The organism is Streptomyces sp. McG3 (assembly GCF_018619185.1).
In the GTDB taxonomy this organism is placed as follows: Bacteria; Actinomycetota; Actinomycetes; order Streptomycetales; family Streptomycetaceae; genus Streptomyces.
The window spans coordinates 15116-30594 of the sequence record NZ_JAAXYC010000073.1 but is presented as its reverse complement, the minus strand read 5'-3'; the positions used below and the strand labels follow the sequence as shown (position 1 = coordinate 30594).

Here is a 15479-nt window from a genome sequence, read left to right as displayed (position 1 = left end):
GGGCGGTCTCGGCGACCGTTTCCCCGGGCGTGTCGTCCGCGGCGGGGGCGGCGGACCCGTCGGCCGGTATGGCCGGCGTGAGGTCCTCGGCGGGGGCCGCGGTCGCACCGGGCGGGCCCGCCGGGCGGGAAGCGGCGCGGCGCCTGCGGCGCGGCGGCAGCTTGTCCCCGGGGGTGTTCTCTTCGTTGTTCCCGGTCGTGCCGGGTTCGTTCGGCTGAGGCATGCGGGCGGTTCTCCCGTCGTGCTCCCGGGCGCCGCGTCTGATTCCGGTCCGGCACGGTCCGCAGTGGTGCGATACCGCCGTCCGGGGCGCGGGCGCCGCACGGGAACTGATGTCTGGCTCGCCGGTTCCGTATGCGGTGTGCCTACGGCCTGGCGAAAGTCTTATGGGTCAGTGCGCGGCCCGACCCAGGTGGCTCCCGAGTCGGAGGGCTGCGCTACAACGACCGCCTTACGCGGAACCTGCACCTTCCGGCGCCGTCGCGACGGCTGCCCCGGCGACCGCGGAATGTGCGGTCGGGGCGGCCTCGCGGTCGGGCGCGAGCGGGTCGGTCACCGTGCCGGACTCCTCGTCGAAGAGCCCCTGCGCCAGCCTCGTCACCGCGGCGGGGACGGGCGGCGCCAGGTCGGCCACAGCTCGGAGACCGGACAGGACGTCGTCGGGTCGCACGGCAGGTGTCACGTGCCGAACAACCAGGCGCAGTATCGCACAGGGCCGCTCTACCGGCCTATCGGCCGGAGCGTCGACGACCCGCAGGTCGGCGACGGCGGCACGGGCGTCGAACGTCCGGATGCCGTTCTTCGCCTTGCGCTGGACCTCCACGGCCTCGGCGTCGTTGAACGCGGCCACGGCGGTCCGGACGTCCTCGGGCTCGACGCCGTCCAGGCGCATCTCCCAGACGGACGCGGTGAGCCGCTCGGCCAGGCCCGAGGTGCGGGCCTCCACGGCGTCGATGATGTCGAGGCCGTCCGGCATCGACGCGTCGAGCAGTCCGCGCAGGACCTCGGGGTCCCGCGCCTCGGTGAGGGCGATCTCCAGGAACTCCGCCTCACTGCCCGTGCCGGTGGGTGCGGCATTGGCGTAGGAGACCTTGGGGTGGGGGGTGAAGCCCGCCGAGTACGCCATCGGCACCTCGGAGCGGCGCAGTGCCCGCTCGAAGGCCCGCTGGAAGTCTCGGTGGCTGGTGAACCGGAGGCGGCCGCGCTTGGTGTAGCGCAGGCGGATGCGCTGCACTGCCGGTGCGGGCGGCGGGCCTTCGGGCTGTCGCTTGCCCAGTGGTTCTTCTCCTCGGTGCGGGGCGGGCGCGGTGGCGCGCCGCCCACGAGATTCGGGTGACCCCCGGGTGCCGCTCCGGCTCACCCCCGCTGGACGAGTTTCTCGCCGAGCAGAGGGGTCTCGGACGCCTGCGCCGCGCTGGGGACAGTCGTTGTACTACCCAGAGTACGCGCAGGGATCCCCACCGGTTCCCGGGACCGTGCGCCGTCCGTGGAGCCGGCCAGCGCCCGCCACGCGTCGCGGCGCGCCCGGCGCACGGTTTCCCGGGCGGACGCGAGGGCAGCGCGGGCGGCCCGGCCCGCCTCGGCGGCGGCGCGGCGGGCCGGGGCCGCCACGGAGTCGCGCAGGAAGTGGCCGACAGGGGTGAACAGCGTGCGGTACGCCCAGGAGACCGGCGCGCCGACGAGGTACCACGCGAGCCGGGCGATGCCCCGGCCGACGGCCCGGGAGACGTACCCGGCGATCCGCCAGGCGACCTCGGACGCGGCGGCGATCTCCCGGCCGACCGGGGCGAGGACGCGGCGGTACGTCCAGGAGACGGGGGCGACGAGCAGGGTCATGACCAGCCAGGCGACGGCGACGCCCAGCCCGCGTCCGGTGGCCGCGATCCCCCGCCAGAGCCGGCCGAGCACCCAGGCAGCGCCCTGCCACAGCCTGCCCAGGACCCAGGCCGTGCCGAGGCCGATGGGGGTGAGGACGGCCCCGTACAGCCACACCACCGGGACGATCAGCCCGTAGCGGACCACCGGGACGATCACATAGCGCCACAGAGCCGCGGCCGGCAGGACGAGCAAAGTGGCGAGCAGCCAGGCCAGGCCGGTTCCCAGACCGCGCGCCGCCGAGGCCAGCAGGGCGATGCCGATCCAGCGCAGCCCGTGGCCCAGCGGGGTGAGGACGGCCCGGTACAGCCATACCGCCGGCGCGGCGATCCCGTAGCGGGCGACAGGGACGACCACGTACCGCCACAGGCCGATCCAGGGCCACAGGAGGAGGGCGACGGCCAGCCAGGAGGCGGCCTTGCCGAGCGGTGTGAGGACCCCGGTGTACAGCCAGGTCAGCGGGGTCAGTACGAGCGTGTCGAGGAGCCACGCCAGGGCCCGGCCGAGCGGGCGCAGCAGGACACGGCCGGCGGCGTGCCAGAGGGCGGTGAGCGCGTCCCGGACCATGCGGACGGGCAGGACGAGCACCACGACCACGATCCGCACCGGGATCCTGATCAGCGTGGTCAGAACGCTGCCGCCGGGCTCGTACCCCTGCGGGGCCTGGTGCTTGCCGTAGTCCATGCCGTCAAGGACGCGTCAGGCCCGGTCCGGGGTTGCCGGACCGGGCCTGCGGGTCGATCGGGGAAGCGCTACTTGTTCACGACGCTGAGCGGCAGGAGCTTCTTGCCGGTCGGGCCGATCTGGATGTCCAGGTCGAGCTGCGGGCAGACGCCGCAGTCGAAGCAGGGGGTCCAGCGGCAGTCCTCGACCTCGGTCTCGTCGAGCGCGTCCTGCCAGTCCTCCCAGAGCCAGTCCTTGTCCAGGCCGGAGTCGAGGTGGTCCCAGGGCAGGACCTCCTCGTAGGTCCGCTCGCGGGTGGTGTACCAGTCGACGTCGACCCCGAACCCGGGCAGCGTCTTCTCGGCGCTGTTCATCCAGAGGTCGTAGCTGAAGTGCTCGCGCCAGCCGTCGAAGCGGCCGCCGGACTCGTAGACCGCGCGGATGACGGAGCCGACGCGGCGGTCGCCGCGCGAGAGGAGTCCCTCGACGATGCCGGGCTTCCCGTCGTGGTAGCGGAAGCCGATGGAGCGGCCGTACTTCTTGTCGCCGCGGATCTTGTCGCGGAGCTTCTTCAGCCGGGCGTCGGTGTCCTCGGCGCTGAGCTGCGGGGCCCACTGGAAGGGGGTGTGCGGCTTGGGCACGAAGCCGCCGATGGAGACCGTGGCGCGGATGTCGTTCTGGCCGGAGACCTCGCGGCCCTTGGCGATGACGTTGACCGCCATGTCGCCGATCTGGAGGACGTCCTCGTCGGTCTCGGTGGGCAGGCCGCACATGAAGTACAGCTTCACCTGGCGCCAGCCGTTGCCGTAGGCCGTGGCGACCGTCCGGATCAGGTCCTCCTCCGAGACCATCTTGTTGATGACCTTGCGCATGCGCTCGGAGCCGCCCTCGGGGGCGAAGGTGAGGCCGGAGCGGCGGCCGTTGCGGGTCAGCTCGTTGGCCAGGTCGACGTTGAACGCGTCGACGCGGGTCGAGGGCAGCGAGAGGCCGATCTTGTCGTCGGTGTAGCGGTCGGCGAGGCCCTTGGCGATGTCGCCGATCTCGCTGTGGTCGGCGGAGGAGAGCGAGAGCAGGCCGACCTCCTCGAAGCCGGTCGCCTTGAGGCCCTTCTCGACCATCTCGCCGATGCCGGTGATGCTTCGCTCCCGCACGGGGCGCGTGATCATGCCGGCCTGGCAGAAACGGCAGCCGCGGGTGCAGCCGCGGAAGATCTCCACGGACATCCGCTCGTGCACGGTCTCCGCGAGCGGGACGAGCGGCTGCTTGGGGTAGGGCCACTCGTCGAGGTCCATCACCGTGTGCTTGGAGACCCGCCACGGCACGCCGGACCGGTTGGGCACGACGCGGCCGATGCGGCCGTCGGGGAGGTACTCCACGTCGTAGAAGCGCGGGACGTAGACGCCGCCGGTCTTCGACAGCCGGAAGAGCACCTCGTCGCGGCCGCCGGGGCGGCCCTCGGCCTTCCAGGCGCGGATGATCTCGGTGATCTCCAGGACGGCCTGCTCGCCGTCGCCGACGACCGCGCAGTCGATGAAGTCCGCGATCGGCTCGGGGTTGAACGCGGCGTGGCCGCCCGCGAGGACGATCGGGTGGTCGACGGTGCGGTCCTTGGACTCCAGCGGGATGCCCGCGAGGTCCAGGGCGGTGAGCATGTTGGTGTAGCCCAGTTCGGTGGAGAAGCTCAGCCCGAAGACGTCGAACGCGCCGACGGGGCGGTGGCTGTCCACGGTGAACTGCGGCACGTCGTGCTCGCGCATCAGCGCTTCGAGGTCCGGCCAGACGCTGTACGTGCGCTCGGCGAGGACGCCCTCGCGCTCGTTGAGCACCTCGTAGAGGATCATGACGCCCTGGTTGGGGAGTCCGACCTCGTAGGCGTCGGGGTACATGAGGGTCCAGCGGACGTCGCAGCTGTCCCACTCCTTGACGGTGGAGTTCAGCTCACCGCCGACGTACTGGATGGGCTTCTGCACATGCGGGAGCAGAGCTTCGAGCTGTGGGAAGACCGATGCGGCAGACATCTCGCGAACCTTCGTGAGCCGGCAGGGGTGACCATCCAGCGTACCCCGGTACTCAGGTCCTCAGATCCGCGCGCAGTCCGGGGGCGGACGCGCGGTCCCAGACCTCGGGCAGTTCGCGCTCCCGGGCCTCGGCGGCGGCCTCCTCCTGTCCGTACAGCAGCCCCCAGGTGAACGCGGTCTCCCCCGCCGCGTGCGACTGGATCGCGAGCCCGCGCAGGGCCTCGCGGGCGACGACGCTGTCCTGGTGGTCGCCGAGGACGGTCTGTACGGCCTTCACCCGCCGGGCGAAACGCTGGGCGGGCTTGCCGAGCGCGGGGCGGGCCGCCTCGCCGGCGTACCGGGCGCGCTTGGCGGCCTTGCGGGCCTCGTGCAGGGCCGCGTCGCGCTCCGGTCCGGGCTGCTGACCGAGGGCGTGGTCGACGCGGGTGGCGAGGCGCTCGTAGTCCTTGAGGACCGCCCGGGGCAGGGCCTTGCCGGGCGCGCGGCCGGCGGCGGGGCGCAGCGGCGGGTCGGCGATCAGCGCGTCGAGGGCGTCCAGGAGGTCCAGATACCGCTTCCCGTCCAGTACGTCGATGATCCTGCGGCGCGATCCGGTGCGGCGGGCGGCCGACCAGGCGCGGAGGCGGCCGCGGACCGGGCCGAGGGTCAGGGTGGCGGGCAGGGCCTCGACGCGGGTGCCGAGGCGTTCGTCCAGGACCTCCTGGTCGCGGTCGAGGCCCAGTTCGGCGGCGAGCCACTTGAGCTCCGCGCCCAGCGGGTCGGTGACCTCGCGGTCGAGGAGCCCCCGGTGGGTCTTGAAGGTGCTGCGCAGCCTGCGGGTGGCGACGCGCATCTTGTGCACGGAGTCGGGCAGATCGCGGCGGACGGCGGGGTCGAGGCGGACGATCGTGGAGATCTGCTTCCGTACGTAGGCGAGGACGTGGTCGCCCGCGGTCTGCGGCGCGTCCTTCTCCCGCCCTTCCCCGTCCCGTACGGGTGTCGTCTCCGCCAGCGCCCGGGCGAGCTTCGAGGCGGACTCCGCGGGGCGCACCCCGGCCTTGCGGAGCCGCTTCTCGACGGCGTCCAGGATCGCGGGGTCGCCGTCGTCCGCCAGCTCGACCTCGATCTCGGTCCAGGTGGCGGTGGTGCCGCTCCCCTCCCCCGCGAGGCGCTCCGCGAGCACCTTGTCGACGCTGACCTCGGCGAGGAGGGTCCCGTCGGCGGCCAGCAGGTGGTGGACGTCCCGGGAGGAGAGCAGCCGGACGACGGGGGCGATCTCCGCGTGGCGGACCCGGGAGCGGAGCAGGGCCGCCAGCGAGGGCGGCACCGCGTCGGAGAGCGGCTCGTGGATCTCGTCCCGGACGCCGACGGCGACGGGGAACTTCGCGTGCCAGCCCTCGTCCGCCCCGCCGGTCCTGCGGCGCAGGGTGAGGGCGTCGGCGGCCAGGCAGAGGCCGGCGGTGTCGTAGTAGACGGCGTCGAGCTCGGTCAGGCCGCGGTGGACCGTCCGGTCGACCCCGGCCGCCCGGGTCAGGTCGGGCAGCCGGGTGTCGTCGGTGGCTTCGTACTTCCGCTCGATCTCGCGCTTGGTGTCCGCCATGTACGGACACCTACCCGGCGGGCGCCGGGTTCAGGCGGACATCGGCCGTTGCACCCTGATGGACTGCAACAGCCCGATCGCCACCCAGACGGCGAACATCGAGGATCCTCCGTAGGAGACGAAGGGCAGCGGCAGCCCGGCGACCGGCATGATGCCGAGCGTCATGCCGATGTTCTCGAAGGACTGGAAGGCGAACCAGGCGATGATCCCGGCGGCGACGACGGTGCCGTACAGCTCGGTGGTCTCGCGGGCGATACGGCAGGCGCGCCACAGGATGACGCCCAGGAGCAGGAGGATCAGTCCCGCTCCGAGGAAGCCCAGTTCCTCGCCGGCGACGGTGAAGACGAAGTCGGTCTGCTGCTCGGGCACGAACTGACCGGTGGTCTGGGTGCCTTCGAAGAGTCCGGTACCGGTGAGTCCGCCGGAGCCGATCGCGATGCGGGCCTGGTTGGTGTTGTAGCCGACGCCCGCCGGGTCGAGCGCGGGGTTGGCGAAGGCGGCGAAGCGGGCGATCTGGTAGTCGTCGAGCAGGCCGAGCTGCCAGACGGCGACGGCTCCGCCCGCGCCCGCGCCGATGAGGCCGAAGACCCAGCGGTTGGAGGCGCCGGAGGCCAGCAGGATGCCGAGGACGATGACGGCCATGACCATCACCGAGCCGAGGTCCGGCATGAGCATGACGATGGCCATGGGGATGGCGGCGAGGCCCAGGGCCTTGGCGACGGTCCGGTGGTCGGGGTGGGCCTGGTCGCCCGCGTCGACACGGGCCGCCAGCAGCATCGCCATCACGAGGATGATGGTGATCTTCGTGAACTCGGAGGGCTGGATCGAGAAGCCGGCGGGGAGCTTGATCCACGCGTGGGCTCCGTTGACCGTGGTGCCGAGCGGGGTGAGGACCGCCAGGACCAGCAGCACCGAGATGCCGTAGAGGACCGGGACGGCCCCGCGCAGCGTGCGGTGGCCGAGCCAGATCGTGCCGATCATCAGAGCGACGCCGATGCCGGTGTTGAGGGCGTGGCGCAGGAGGAAGAAGTACGGGTCGCCCTGGGTGAGGTGATCGCGGTTGCGGGTCGCGGACCACACGAGCAGGGCGCCGAGGAACGAGAGCGCCAGCGAGGCCCCGAGCAGCGGCCAGTCCAGCCGCCGCGCGAGGGAGTCGCGGGCGGTCAGCTTGGCCCAGGAGCCCTGGTCGGGGGCGTAGCGGGAGACGGAGAATCCACCTGCCATCAGGGCTGCCTCCCGTTCGACGCCGGCGATCCTGTGAGTCCGGGCTGGCCTCCGGGCGGCAGGGGCAACTGGGGTTCCTGCCCGCCCGGCTGCTCCGCGGGCTCGGCCGGGGTGGGGTCGTAGGGCTTGACCTTGGGGGCGTAGATCGAGCCGTCGGGCTGGATCTTCGGCAGCGCCTTCTGGGGCTTCGGCAGCAGGGCCTTCTTCTTGTCCTGGTTGCCCTCGGCGTCGAGGCCGTAGAGCGCGTCGTAGATCTTGCGGACGGCGGGCCCGGCGGAGCCGGAGCCGGTGCCGCCCTGGGAGATCGTCATGACGATCGTGTAGTCGTCGGTGTAGGTCGCGAACCAACCGGTGGTCTGCTTGCCGTAGACCTGGGCGGTACCGGTCTTGGCGCGCATCGGGATCTTGTCCTGCGGCCAGCCGCCGAACCGCCAGGCGGCGGTGCCGCCGGGCTCGACCACCGAGCGCAGCCCCTTGTCGAGGTCCTTGATGGTCTGGGCGTTGACCGGCAGCTTGCCGCTGGCCTTGGGCTCGATCTCCTGGACGGTCTTTCCGTCGGGGCTGATCACAGCCTTGCCGACGGTGGGCTCGTGGAGGGTGCCGCCGTTGCTGATGGCGGCGTAGGCGGTGGCCATCTGGATGGGCGTGACGAGCACGTCACCCTGGCCGATCGAGTAGTTGATGCTGTCGTAGGCCTTGAGCTGGTTGCCTTCGAGGCAGCTCTCGTACGCGATCTGCTGGACGTAGGTGCCGCCCTTCTTGCCCTCCTTGCACCAGGAGTCCTTGTTGGCCGCCCAGAAGTCCTGCTTCCACTGGCGGTCCGGGATGCGGCCCTTGACCTCGTTGGGCAGGTCGATGCCGGTCTCGGCGCCGAGCCCGAAGTCGCGGGCGGTGCGGTAGAACCAGTCCTTGGCGTTCTTCTTCGGCTTTATGCCGCCGTCCTTCGCCCACTCCTCGTGGCCGAGACGGTAGAAGACGGTGTTGCAGGAGTACTTGAGCGCGTCGCCGAGGGTGATGGGGCCGTGGCCCTGGGACTCGAAGTTGGCGAAGGTCTGGTTGCCGAGGCTGTAGGAGCTGCTGCACTCGTAGAGGTCGTCGAAGGCGTGGCCGCCACGTACGGCGGCGCTGGCGGAGACCACCTTGAAGATCGAGCCGGCGGGGGCCTGGCCCTGGATGCCCCGGTTGAGCAGCGGGTAGTTGGACTTCTTGCTCGTGAGCTTGGCGTACTGCTTGCCGGAGATGCCGCCGACCCAGTCGTTGGGGTCGTAGTCGGGCTGGGAGGCCATCGAGACGATGCGGCCCGTCTTGGACTCCATCACGACGACGGCGCCGGAGTCCGCCTCGTACTTACGGCCGGTGATCTTGTCGGTCTCGCCGCGGACCAGCTTCATCGCGGCGGCGAGCTCGTGCTCGGCGACGGCCTGGACGCGGGCGTCGAGGCTGGTGACGAGGGTGGAGCCGGAGACCGCCGGGTCGTTCTCCGCCTCGCCCATGACGCGGCCGAGGTTGTCGACCTCGTAGCGGGTGACGCCCGCCTTGCCGCGCAGCTCCTTGTCGTACGTGCGCTCCAGGCCGGAGCGGCCGACCTGGTCGGAGCGGAGATAGGGCGACGGGCCGTCCTGCGCCTTCTGGATCTCCTCGTCGGTGACGGGCGACAGGTAGCCGAGGACCTGTGCGGTCCTCGCCTTTCCGGGTGCGGCGTAGCGGCGTACGGCGGTGGGTTCGGCGGTGATGCCGGGGAAGTCCTCGGCGCGCTCGCGGATCTGGAGTGCCTGCTGGGTGGTGGCCTCGTCGGTGACCGGGATCGGCTGGTACGGCGATCCGTTCCAGCAGGGCTGGGGGGTCTTGGAGTCGCAGAGGCGGACCTTGTCCCGGACGTCGCTCGCCTTCATGTCCAGGACGTCGGCGAGGCGGGTGAGGACGCCGACGCCGTCGTCCTTCATCTTCAGCAGCTCGGTGCGGCTCGCGGAGACGACGAGGCGGGTCTCGTTGTCGGCGAGCGGCACGCCGCGGGCGTCGAGGATCGAGCCGCGCACGGCGGGCTGGACGACCTGCTGCACCCCGTTGCCCGCGGCTTCGGCGGTGTACTCGTCGCCGTTGCGGATCTGGAGGTACCACAGGCGCCCGCCGAGGGTCAGCAGCAGCGAGAAGACGAGGACCTGGATGACGATGAGCCGGATCTGGACCCGCTGGGTCCGCCCGGTCTCGGGAATGTTGCTCACGCGGTTCCCCCGGTGCCCTCTGTCGCGTACGGCTTCACAGTCGCTTGACCCCCTTGATCCTGCCCGCGCGGGCGGCGCGGTTGCGGGCGGCCTTGACGCGCAGCCCGCCGCGCTGGTTGCCGATCCGCAGACCGGTGCCCGAGGCGAGCCAGCCGGCGGCGACGTCGTTGCCACCGGACGAGGAGTCGGCGAGCGGATCGTTCTCGGTGCGTCTGGCCAGCGCCATGATGAGCGGCACGGTGAAGGGCGCCAGCAGCAGGTCGTAGACCGCGGCCGTGAACAGCAGGCTGCCCAGGCCCACATGGCGGGCGGCGGTGTCGCCGACGAGCGCGCCGACGCCCGCGTACAGCAGGGTCGAGCCGATCGCGGCGGCGACGACCACGGCCATCGGGGCGAAGGCCGACTTCAGCTGACCGTTCTCCGGCCGGGCCAGGCCCGCGAGGTAGCCGATGACGCAGAGCACCAGGGCGTAGCGTCCGGCGGCGTGGTCGGCAGGCGGGGCGAGGTCCGCGAGGAGGCCCGCGCCGAAGCCGATGAGGGAGCCGCTCACCGGCCCGTACACGAAGGCGAGGCCGAGGACGGTGAGGAGCAGCAGGTCGGGGACGGCCCCGGGGAGCTGGAGGCGGGCGAGGACGGAGACCTGGACGACGAGGGCGACGACGACCAGGACGATCGAGAGCAGAGTCCGGTTGATGCGCATGGGGATCAGCTCTACTCCTGGTCGTTGGCCGCGTTGTCGGGTTGGGCGTTGCCCTGCTGGTCGCCTGCCGCGTCGCCGCCCGGCTGCTCGTTGATGTTGCCGACGACCTTGCCGGAGCCGTCCACCAGGTCCCCGTTGGGCTGGACCGTGACGGTGACCGTGGGAGTCGGTTTCGGCTTCTTCTTGACGGGCTGCTTGGGCAGGACCATGTCGCGCGGGTCCTCGCGGGGCGCCTGGACGACGACGCCGACGATGTCGAGCTTGGTGAACCCGACGTACGGCTTCACGTAGACGGTCCGGGTCAGCGCGCCGCCGGAGGGGTCGACGCGGACGACCTCGCCGACCGGGACGCCGGGCACGAAGGGCTTGTCCTTGCTGGAGCCGAAGGTGACCAGCCGGTCGCCGGCCTTCACCTTGGCCTTGCCGTTGAGGAACTGCACCGACAGCGGGCGCGAGCCCTGGCCGGTGGCGAAGCCGAGCTCGTCGGTCTTCTCCATCCGGGTGCCGACGGTGAAGTCGGGGTCGTTGGCGAGCAGGACCGTCGCGGTGTCGGGGCCGACGGTGGTGACCCGGCCGACCAGCCCCTCCCCGTTGAGGACGGTCATGTCGCGGCGGATGCCGTCGTCGGCCCCGGCGTCGATGGTGACCGTCCAGGAGAAGCCCTGGGCCGCTCCTATGGCGATGACCTCGGCGCCCTTGATGCCGTACTGTCCGGCGCCCGCGTTCTTCAGCATGGCGTCGAGCTGACGGACCCGGCTGTTGGTGCGGTCGTCGCTGCCGAGCTTGGCCTTCAGCGCGGCGTTCTCCTGCTCCAGGGTGGAGATCCGGTCGTGCCGGTTGCCGGAGTCCCGTACCGCGCCTATGGCGTTGCCCACCGGGTCGACCGCTGCCGCCACGCCGTTCTCGACCGGCCCGAAGACGGTGGCCGCGGCCTGCCTCGCGCCGTCGACCGGTGACTCCTCGCCGCCTCGGATATCCACCGTGATCAGGGCGAATGCGATGGCGATCAGCAGCACCAGGAGCAGCCGGCTCTCTCGTGTGTCCCTCACGTGCGGCGGCCGTGCCTTCCTCGTCGGAATGTTCGTGCCTTTTTGTACGTCGCTGTACGTGTATCCGCGTCGACGCGTGTCCGCGTCGGTGTGTCTCCGCGTCCCTACAGGTACAGCAACGATCTATATCAACGATCCGGCGGGCGGAGCGTCAGCGTCCGCTCGCCGGATCGGGTGGTTGTCCCCGCGGGGACAACCACCCGAAGTGCGCTAGCGGCGGGGCTGGGCGTCCAGCACCTGCTGGAGCGCCTCGAACTCCTCGACGCACTTGCCGGAGCCGAGCGCCACCGAGTCCAGCGGGTCCTCGGCGATGTGGATCGGCATGCCCGTCTCGTGGCGCAGCCGCTCGTCCAGTCCGCGCAGCAGCGCGCCGCCGCCGGTGAGGACGATGCCGCGGTCCATGACGTCTCCGGACAGCTCGGGCGGGCACTTGTCGAGCGTCGTCTTCACGGCGTCGACGATCGCGTTGACCGGTTCCTCGATGGCCTTGCGGACCTCGGCGGCCGAGATGACGACCGTCTTGGGCAGCCCGGACACCAGGTCGCGGCCGCGGATCTCGGTGTGCTCGTCCTTCTCCAGGTCGAACGCCGAACCGATGGTGATCTTGATCTGTTCGGCGGTCCGCTCACCGAGAAGGAGCGAGTACTCCTTCTTGATGTGCTGGATGATCGCGTTGTCCAGCTCGTCACCGGCGGTGCGGATCGACTGCGCGGTGACGATTCCGCCGAGTGAGATCACGGCGACCTCGGTGGTGCCACCGCCGATGTCGACGACCATGTTCCCGGTGGCCTCGTGGACCGGCAGGCCGGAGCCGATGGCCGCGGCCATGGGCTCCTCGATGATGTGCACCTGGCGCGCGCCGGCCTGCGTGGACGCCTCGATGACGGCGCGGCGCTCGACCCCGGTGATACCGGAGGGAACACAGACGACGACACGGGGGCGCGCCAGATAGCGACGCTTGTGGATCTTGAGGATGAAGTAGCGGAGCATCCGCTCGGTGATCTCGAAGTCGGCGATCACGCCGTCCTTCAGGGGCCGCACGGCAACGATGTTGCCCGGTGTGCGCCCGATCATCTTCTTGGCCTCGGAGCCGACCGCCAGAATTCCGCCGGTGTTGGTGTTGATGGCCACGACGGACGGCTCGTTCAGAACGATGCCGCGCCCCCTGACGTACACCAGCGTGTTGGCAGTCCCGAGGTCGATAGCCATGTCACGGCCGATGAACGACATTGAGTTCCCCTTGTTCCCCATGAGGATGCGTCGGGCCTTCCCAGGTAGCGAAGATGGCTGGTTCTGGTAGGCGAGGTTGGCGCTGCGGGCGTGGAAGCTTCCATCGTAGTGCCGTATGCACGGACACAGCGCGAGGGTCCTTCGCCATCGTGAGCGGAACGGGTGCCCGTTCTACCCATGGTGACGTTACGTCGGAGGGATGCGTTCCCGCGATCCCAAACCCTATGCCGAAGGGCGACCGAATTACTTCGGTCGCCCCAGGCATACAGCGCTGTTTGGCCGATCGGGTCAGGAAAGTCCCGGAAAGAAAAGCTTCAGTTCTCGCTCTGCGGACTCCTCGGAGTCCGAGGCGTGGATGAGGTTTTCCCGGGTGATCGTGCCGAAGTCACCACGGATGGACCCGGGCGCGGCGGCGATCGGGTCGGTGGGGCCGGCCAGGGTGCGGACACCCTCGATGACCCGCTCACCTTCGGCCACCAGGGCGACGACGGGGCCGGACCGCATGAACTCCATGAGCGGCTCGTAGAACGGGCGGCCCTTGTGCTCGCCGTAGTGCTGCTCCAGCGTCTCGTGGTCCAGGGTGCGCAGCTCCAGCGCGGTGATCCGCCAGTCCGCCTTGCGCTCGATGCGGCCGACGATCTCGCCGATCAGGCCACGGCGGACCGCGTCGGGCTTGAGCAGGACGAGAGTGCGCTGAGTCATGTACGGCTCCTTGCAAGGCCAGGCATACGGGTGCGGTGAGGGCGAGATTACAGGGGTTCGGGGGCAGGTCTGCGCCCGGGTTCACCCAGGGTCACCTTCGGGCCCCGGATTTGCGGGGCCCGAGGGGCGAGCCGCGCGTGTCGGCGGGCCTGCGCGATCCGGAGATCCGGAGATCCGGACGGGGAGACCCGGCCCGGGACCTCAAGGTCTCAGGGCCGCAGCGTCTCAGGCCGTGGCCTCTTCGGCTTCCTGCCGGGCGGCCCAGTCGGCCTTGGCCTCGTCGATCTTGCGCCCGTAGTGGATCGAGGCCCACCACAGACCGCCGAAGGCCAGGCCCAGGATGAACATCGTCGGGACCACGAACCCGCTCAGGACCAGGGCGACCTGGAGCGCCCAGCCCAGCTGGACACCGCCGGGCCGGGTGATCATTCCGCACAGCAGCACGGAGAGGAGCATGCCGATGCCGCACACCGTCCAGACCACGGCCATGGAGGCGTCGTCCAGCTTCATCGCGACGAGACCGGCGAAGCCGATCACGAAGAACTCACCGATCAGCGTCGAGGCGCAGAGCGTCCGCATCCTTCTCTCAGCCCCTTCCCAGCAGCAGCCGGGCTTCGCCGACCGTGATCACGGATCCGGTCACCAGCACCCCGGCGCCCGCGTACTCGTCCTCCTCCTCGGCCAGCGTGATCGCCGCCTCCAGCGCGTCGTCGAGCCGCGGCTCGACCTGGACCCGGTCGTCACCGAAGACCTCGACGGCGATCGCGGCCAGCTCGTCCGCGTCCATCGCGCGGGCGGTGGAGTTCTGCGTGACGACGATCTCGGCGAAGATCGGCTCGAAGGCCTCCAGGAGCCCGCGGGCGTCCTTGTCACCGCTCGTGCCGACCACGCCGATCAGCCGGGAGAAGCTGAACGCCTCGGAGATGCCGTCCGCCGCCGCCTTGGCCCCCGCCGGGTTGTGCGCGGCGTCCAGCACGACGGTCGGGCTGGAGCGCACGACCTCCAGGCGGCCGGGCGAGAGCACCGAGGCGAACGCCTTGCGGATCGCGTCGATGTCGAGGGAGCGGGCCTGCTCGGCGCCGATGCCGAAGAACGCCTCGACGGCGGAGAGCGCCACCGCGGCGTTGTGCGCCTGGTGGGCCCCGTACAGCGGAAGGAAGATGTCCGTGTACTCGCCGCCCAGCCCGCGCAGCGTCAGCAACTGGCCGCCGACCGCGATCTCGCGCGAGGTGATGCCGAACTCCAGGCCCTCGCGGGCCACGGTGGCGTCGACCTCGACGGCCTTCTTGAGCATCACCTGCGCGGCGTCCACCGGCTGCTGCGCCAGGATGACCGTGGCGCCCTGCTTGATGACCCCGGCCTTCTCGCCGGCGATCTCGGCCGGCGTGGTGCCGAGCCGGTCGGTGTGGTCCAGCGAGATGGGGGTGACGACGGCGACCGTGGAGTCGATGACGTTCGTCGCGTCCCAGGTGCCGCCCATCCCGACCTCGACGACCGCCACGTCGACCGGCGCGTCGGCGAAGGCCGCGTACGCCATGCCGGTGAGGACCTCGAAGAAGGAGAGCCGGTAGGGCTGCTGGGCGTCGACCATCTCCACGTACGGCTTGACGTCCTCGTACGTCTCGATGAACCGCTCGGGCTCGATCGGGGAGCCGTCGAGGCTGATCCGCTCGGTGATCGACTGGACGTGCGGGGAGGTGTAGCGGCCGGTGCGCAGCTCGAAGGCGTTGAGCAGGGCCTCGATCATGCGGGCCGTGCTGGTCTTGCCGTTGGTGCCGGTGATGTGGATGGAGGGGTAGGCGCGCTGCGGCTCGCCGAGGAGGTCCATCAGCGCGGCGATGCGCGTGACGGACGGCTCCAGCTTGGTCTCGCCCCAGCGTCCGGCGAGCTCCTGCTCCACCGCGCGCAGCGCCTTGTCGGTCTCGGGGTCGGCCGGGCGGGCCGGGACCGTTTCGCCCTGGGGCTGACCCGAGTGGGCGCGCAGGGTGCGGCTCCCGGCCTCGATCACCGCCAGGTCGGGGTCGCGCTGGGTCGCCTCGTCGACGATCTCCTCGAAGGTGTCGTCGGGATCGGGCGCGTCGTGCCGGTCTGAAGGGCGGGGCTCACTCACGGGGCCCAGTCTACGGATGGGCGCCGACATCGCGCGCAGCGCCCGGCGGAGTGGGGACGGGCCGGGCGCGGAGGGCGTACGGCGAAGCCCCCGCGCCCCGGTCGGCC

General features: G+C 71.1%; 13 protein-coding genes. All 13 read right to left on the bottom strand.

Annotation, left to right across the window (positions count from 1 at the left end):
• A partial coding sequence (locus HET64_RS14840; protein WP_215105672.1) for a hypothetical protein occupies positions 1-223 on the bottom strand: 223 nt, incomplete at its 3' end.
• Between the two features lie 228 nt (positions 224-451).
• Positions 452-1234: a TIGR03936 family radical SAM-associated protein gene (locus tag HET64_RS14835; RefSeq protein ID WP_215105670.1), complete on the bottom strand. Its 783-nt coding sequence runs from the start codon at positions 1232-1234 to the stop codon at positions 452-454.
• Between the two features lie 122 nt (positions 1235-1356).
• Positions 1357-2559, bottom strand: coding sequence for a hypothetical protein (locus HET64_RS14830; RefSeq protein WP_215105668.1), 1203 nt, complete (start codon positions 2557-2559; stop codon positions 1357-1359).
• Positions 2560-2627: 68 nt separating this feature from the next.
• Positions 2628-4556, bottom strand: a complete 1929-nt coding sequence (locus HET64_RS14825; protein WP_215105666.1) for a TIGR03960 family B12-binding radical SAM protein — start codon at positions 4554-4556, stop codon at positions 2628-2630.
• A gap of 52 nt (positions 4557-4608) precedes the next feature.
• Positions 4609-6135, bottom strand: a complete 1527-nt coding sequence (locus HET64_RS14820) for a CYTH and CHAD domain-containing protein (RefSeq protein WP_215105664.1) — start codon at positions 6133-6135, stop codon at positions 4609-4611.
• A 30-nt stretch (positions 6136-6165) separates the two neighbouring features.
• Positions 6166-7359: a rod shape-determining protein RodA gene (gene rodA / locus HET64_RS14815; protein ID WP_215105662.1), complete on the bottom strand. Its 1194-nt coding sequence runs from the start codon at positions 7357-7359 to the stop codon at positions 6166-6168.
• Entirely contained in the window at positions 7359-9581 is a 2223-nt protein-coding gene (gene mrdA / locus HET64_RS14810) for a penicillin-binding protein 2 (RefSeq protein ID WP_215105659.1), read from the bottom strand. Before mrdA ends, rodA begins: the two co-directional genes overlap by 1 nt.
• A 34-nt stretch (positions 9582-9615) precedes the next feature.
• The gene (gene mreD, locus HET64_RS14805; protein ID WP_215105657.1) at positions 9616-10281 is read right to left on the bottom strand and encodes a rod shape-determining protein MreD; all 666 of its coding nucleotides are present in this window, start codon (positions 10279-10281) and stop codon (positions 9616-9618) included.
• A gap of 11 nt (positions 10282-10292) precedes the next feature.
• Positions 10293-11330, bottom strand: coding sequence for a rod shape-determining protein MreC (gene mreC / locus HET64_RS14800; protein ID WP_215105655.1), 1038 nt, complete (start codon positions 11328-11330; stop codon positions 10293-10295).
• Between the two features lie 210 nt (positions 11331-11540).
• On the bottom strand, positions 11541-12560 hold the full coding sequence (locus HET64_RS14795; RefSeq protein WP_007448937.1) for a rod shape-determining protein: 1020 nt from the start codon (positions 12558-12560) through the stop codon (positions 11541-11543).
• A gap of 288 nt (positions 12561-12848) precedes the next feature.
• Entirely contained in the window at positions 12849-13262 is a 414-nt protein-coding gene (gene ndk / locus HET64_RS14790; protein ID WP_018959188.1) for a nucleoside-diphosphate kinase, read from the bottom strand.
• A 225-nt stretch (positions 13263-13487) separates the two neighbouring features.
• Positions 13488-13841, bottom strand: a complete 354-nt coding sequence (locus HET64_RS14785; protein ID WP_215105653.1) for a DUF4233 domain-containing protein — start codon at positions 13839-13841, stop codon at positions 13488-13490.
• 7 nt (positions 13842-13848) lie between these two features.
• Positions 13849-15372 (bottom strand): folylpolyglutamate synthase/dihydrofolate synthase family protein, encoded by a 1524-nt coding sequence (locus HET64_RS14780; RefSeq protein WP_215105651.1) that lies wholly within the window; start codon positions 15370-15372, stop codon positions 13849-13851.
• Positions 15373-15479: the final 107 nt, after the last annotated feature.

Excerpts from the sequence above, each read along its gene's own strand:
- HET64_RS14830 (WP_215105668.1), bottom strand. The coding sequence starts at position 2,559 with ATGGACTACGGCAAGCACCAGGCCCCGCAGGGGTACGAGCCCGGCGGC.
- HET64_RS14825 (WP_215105666.1), bottom strand. The coding sequence starts at position 4,556 with ATGTCTGCCGCATCGGTCTTCCCACAGCTCGAAGCTCTGCTCCCGCAT.
- HET64_RS14820 (WP_215105664.1), bottom strand. The coding sequence starts at position 6,135 with ATGGCGGACACCAAGCGCGAGATCGAGCGGAAGTACGAAGCCACCGAC.
- rodA (WP_215105662.1), bottom strand. The coding sequence starts at position 7,359 with ATGGCAGGTGGATTCTCCGTCTCCCGCTACGCCCCCGACCAGGGCTCC.
- mreD (WP_215105657.1), bottom strand. The coding sequence starts at position 10,281 with ATGCGCATCAACCGGACTCTGCTCTCGATCGTCCTGGTCGTCGTCGCC.
- HET64_RS14795 (WP_007448937.1), bottom strand. The coding sequence starts at position 12,560 with ATGTCGTTCATCGGCCGTGACATGGCTATCGACCTCGGGACTGCCAAC.
- ndk (WP_018959188.1), bottom strand. The coding sequence starts at position 13,262 with ATGACTCAGCGCACTCTCGTCCTGCTCAAGCCCGACGCGGTCCGCCGT.
- HET64_RS14785 (WP_215105653.1), bottom strand. The coding sequence starts at position 13,841 with ATGCGGACGCTCTGCGCCTCGACGCTGATCGGTGAGTTCTTCGTGATC.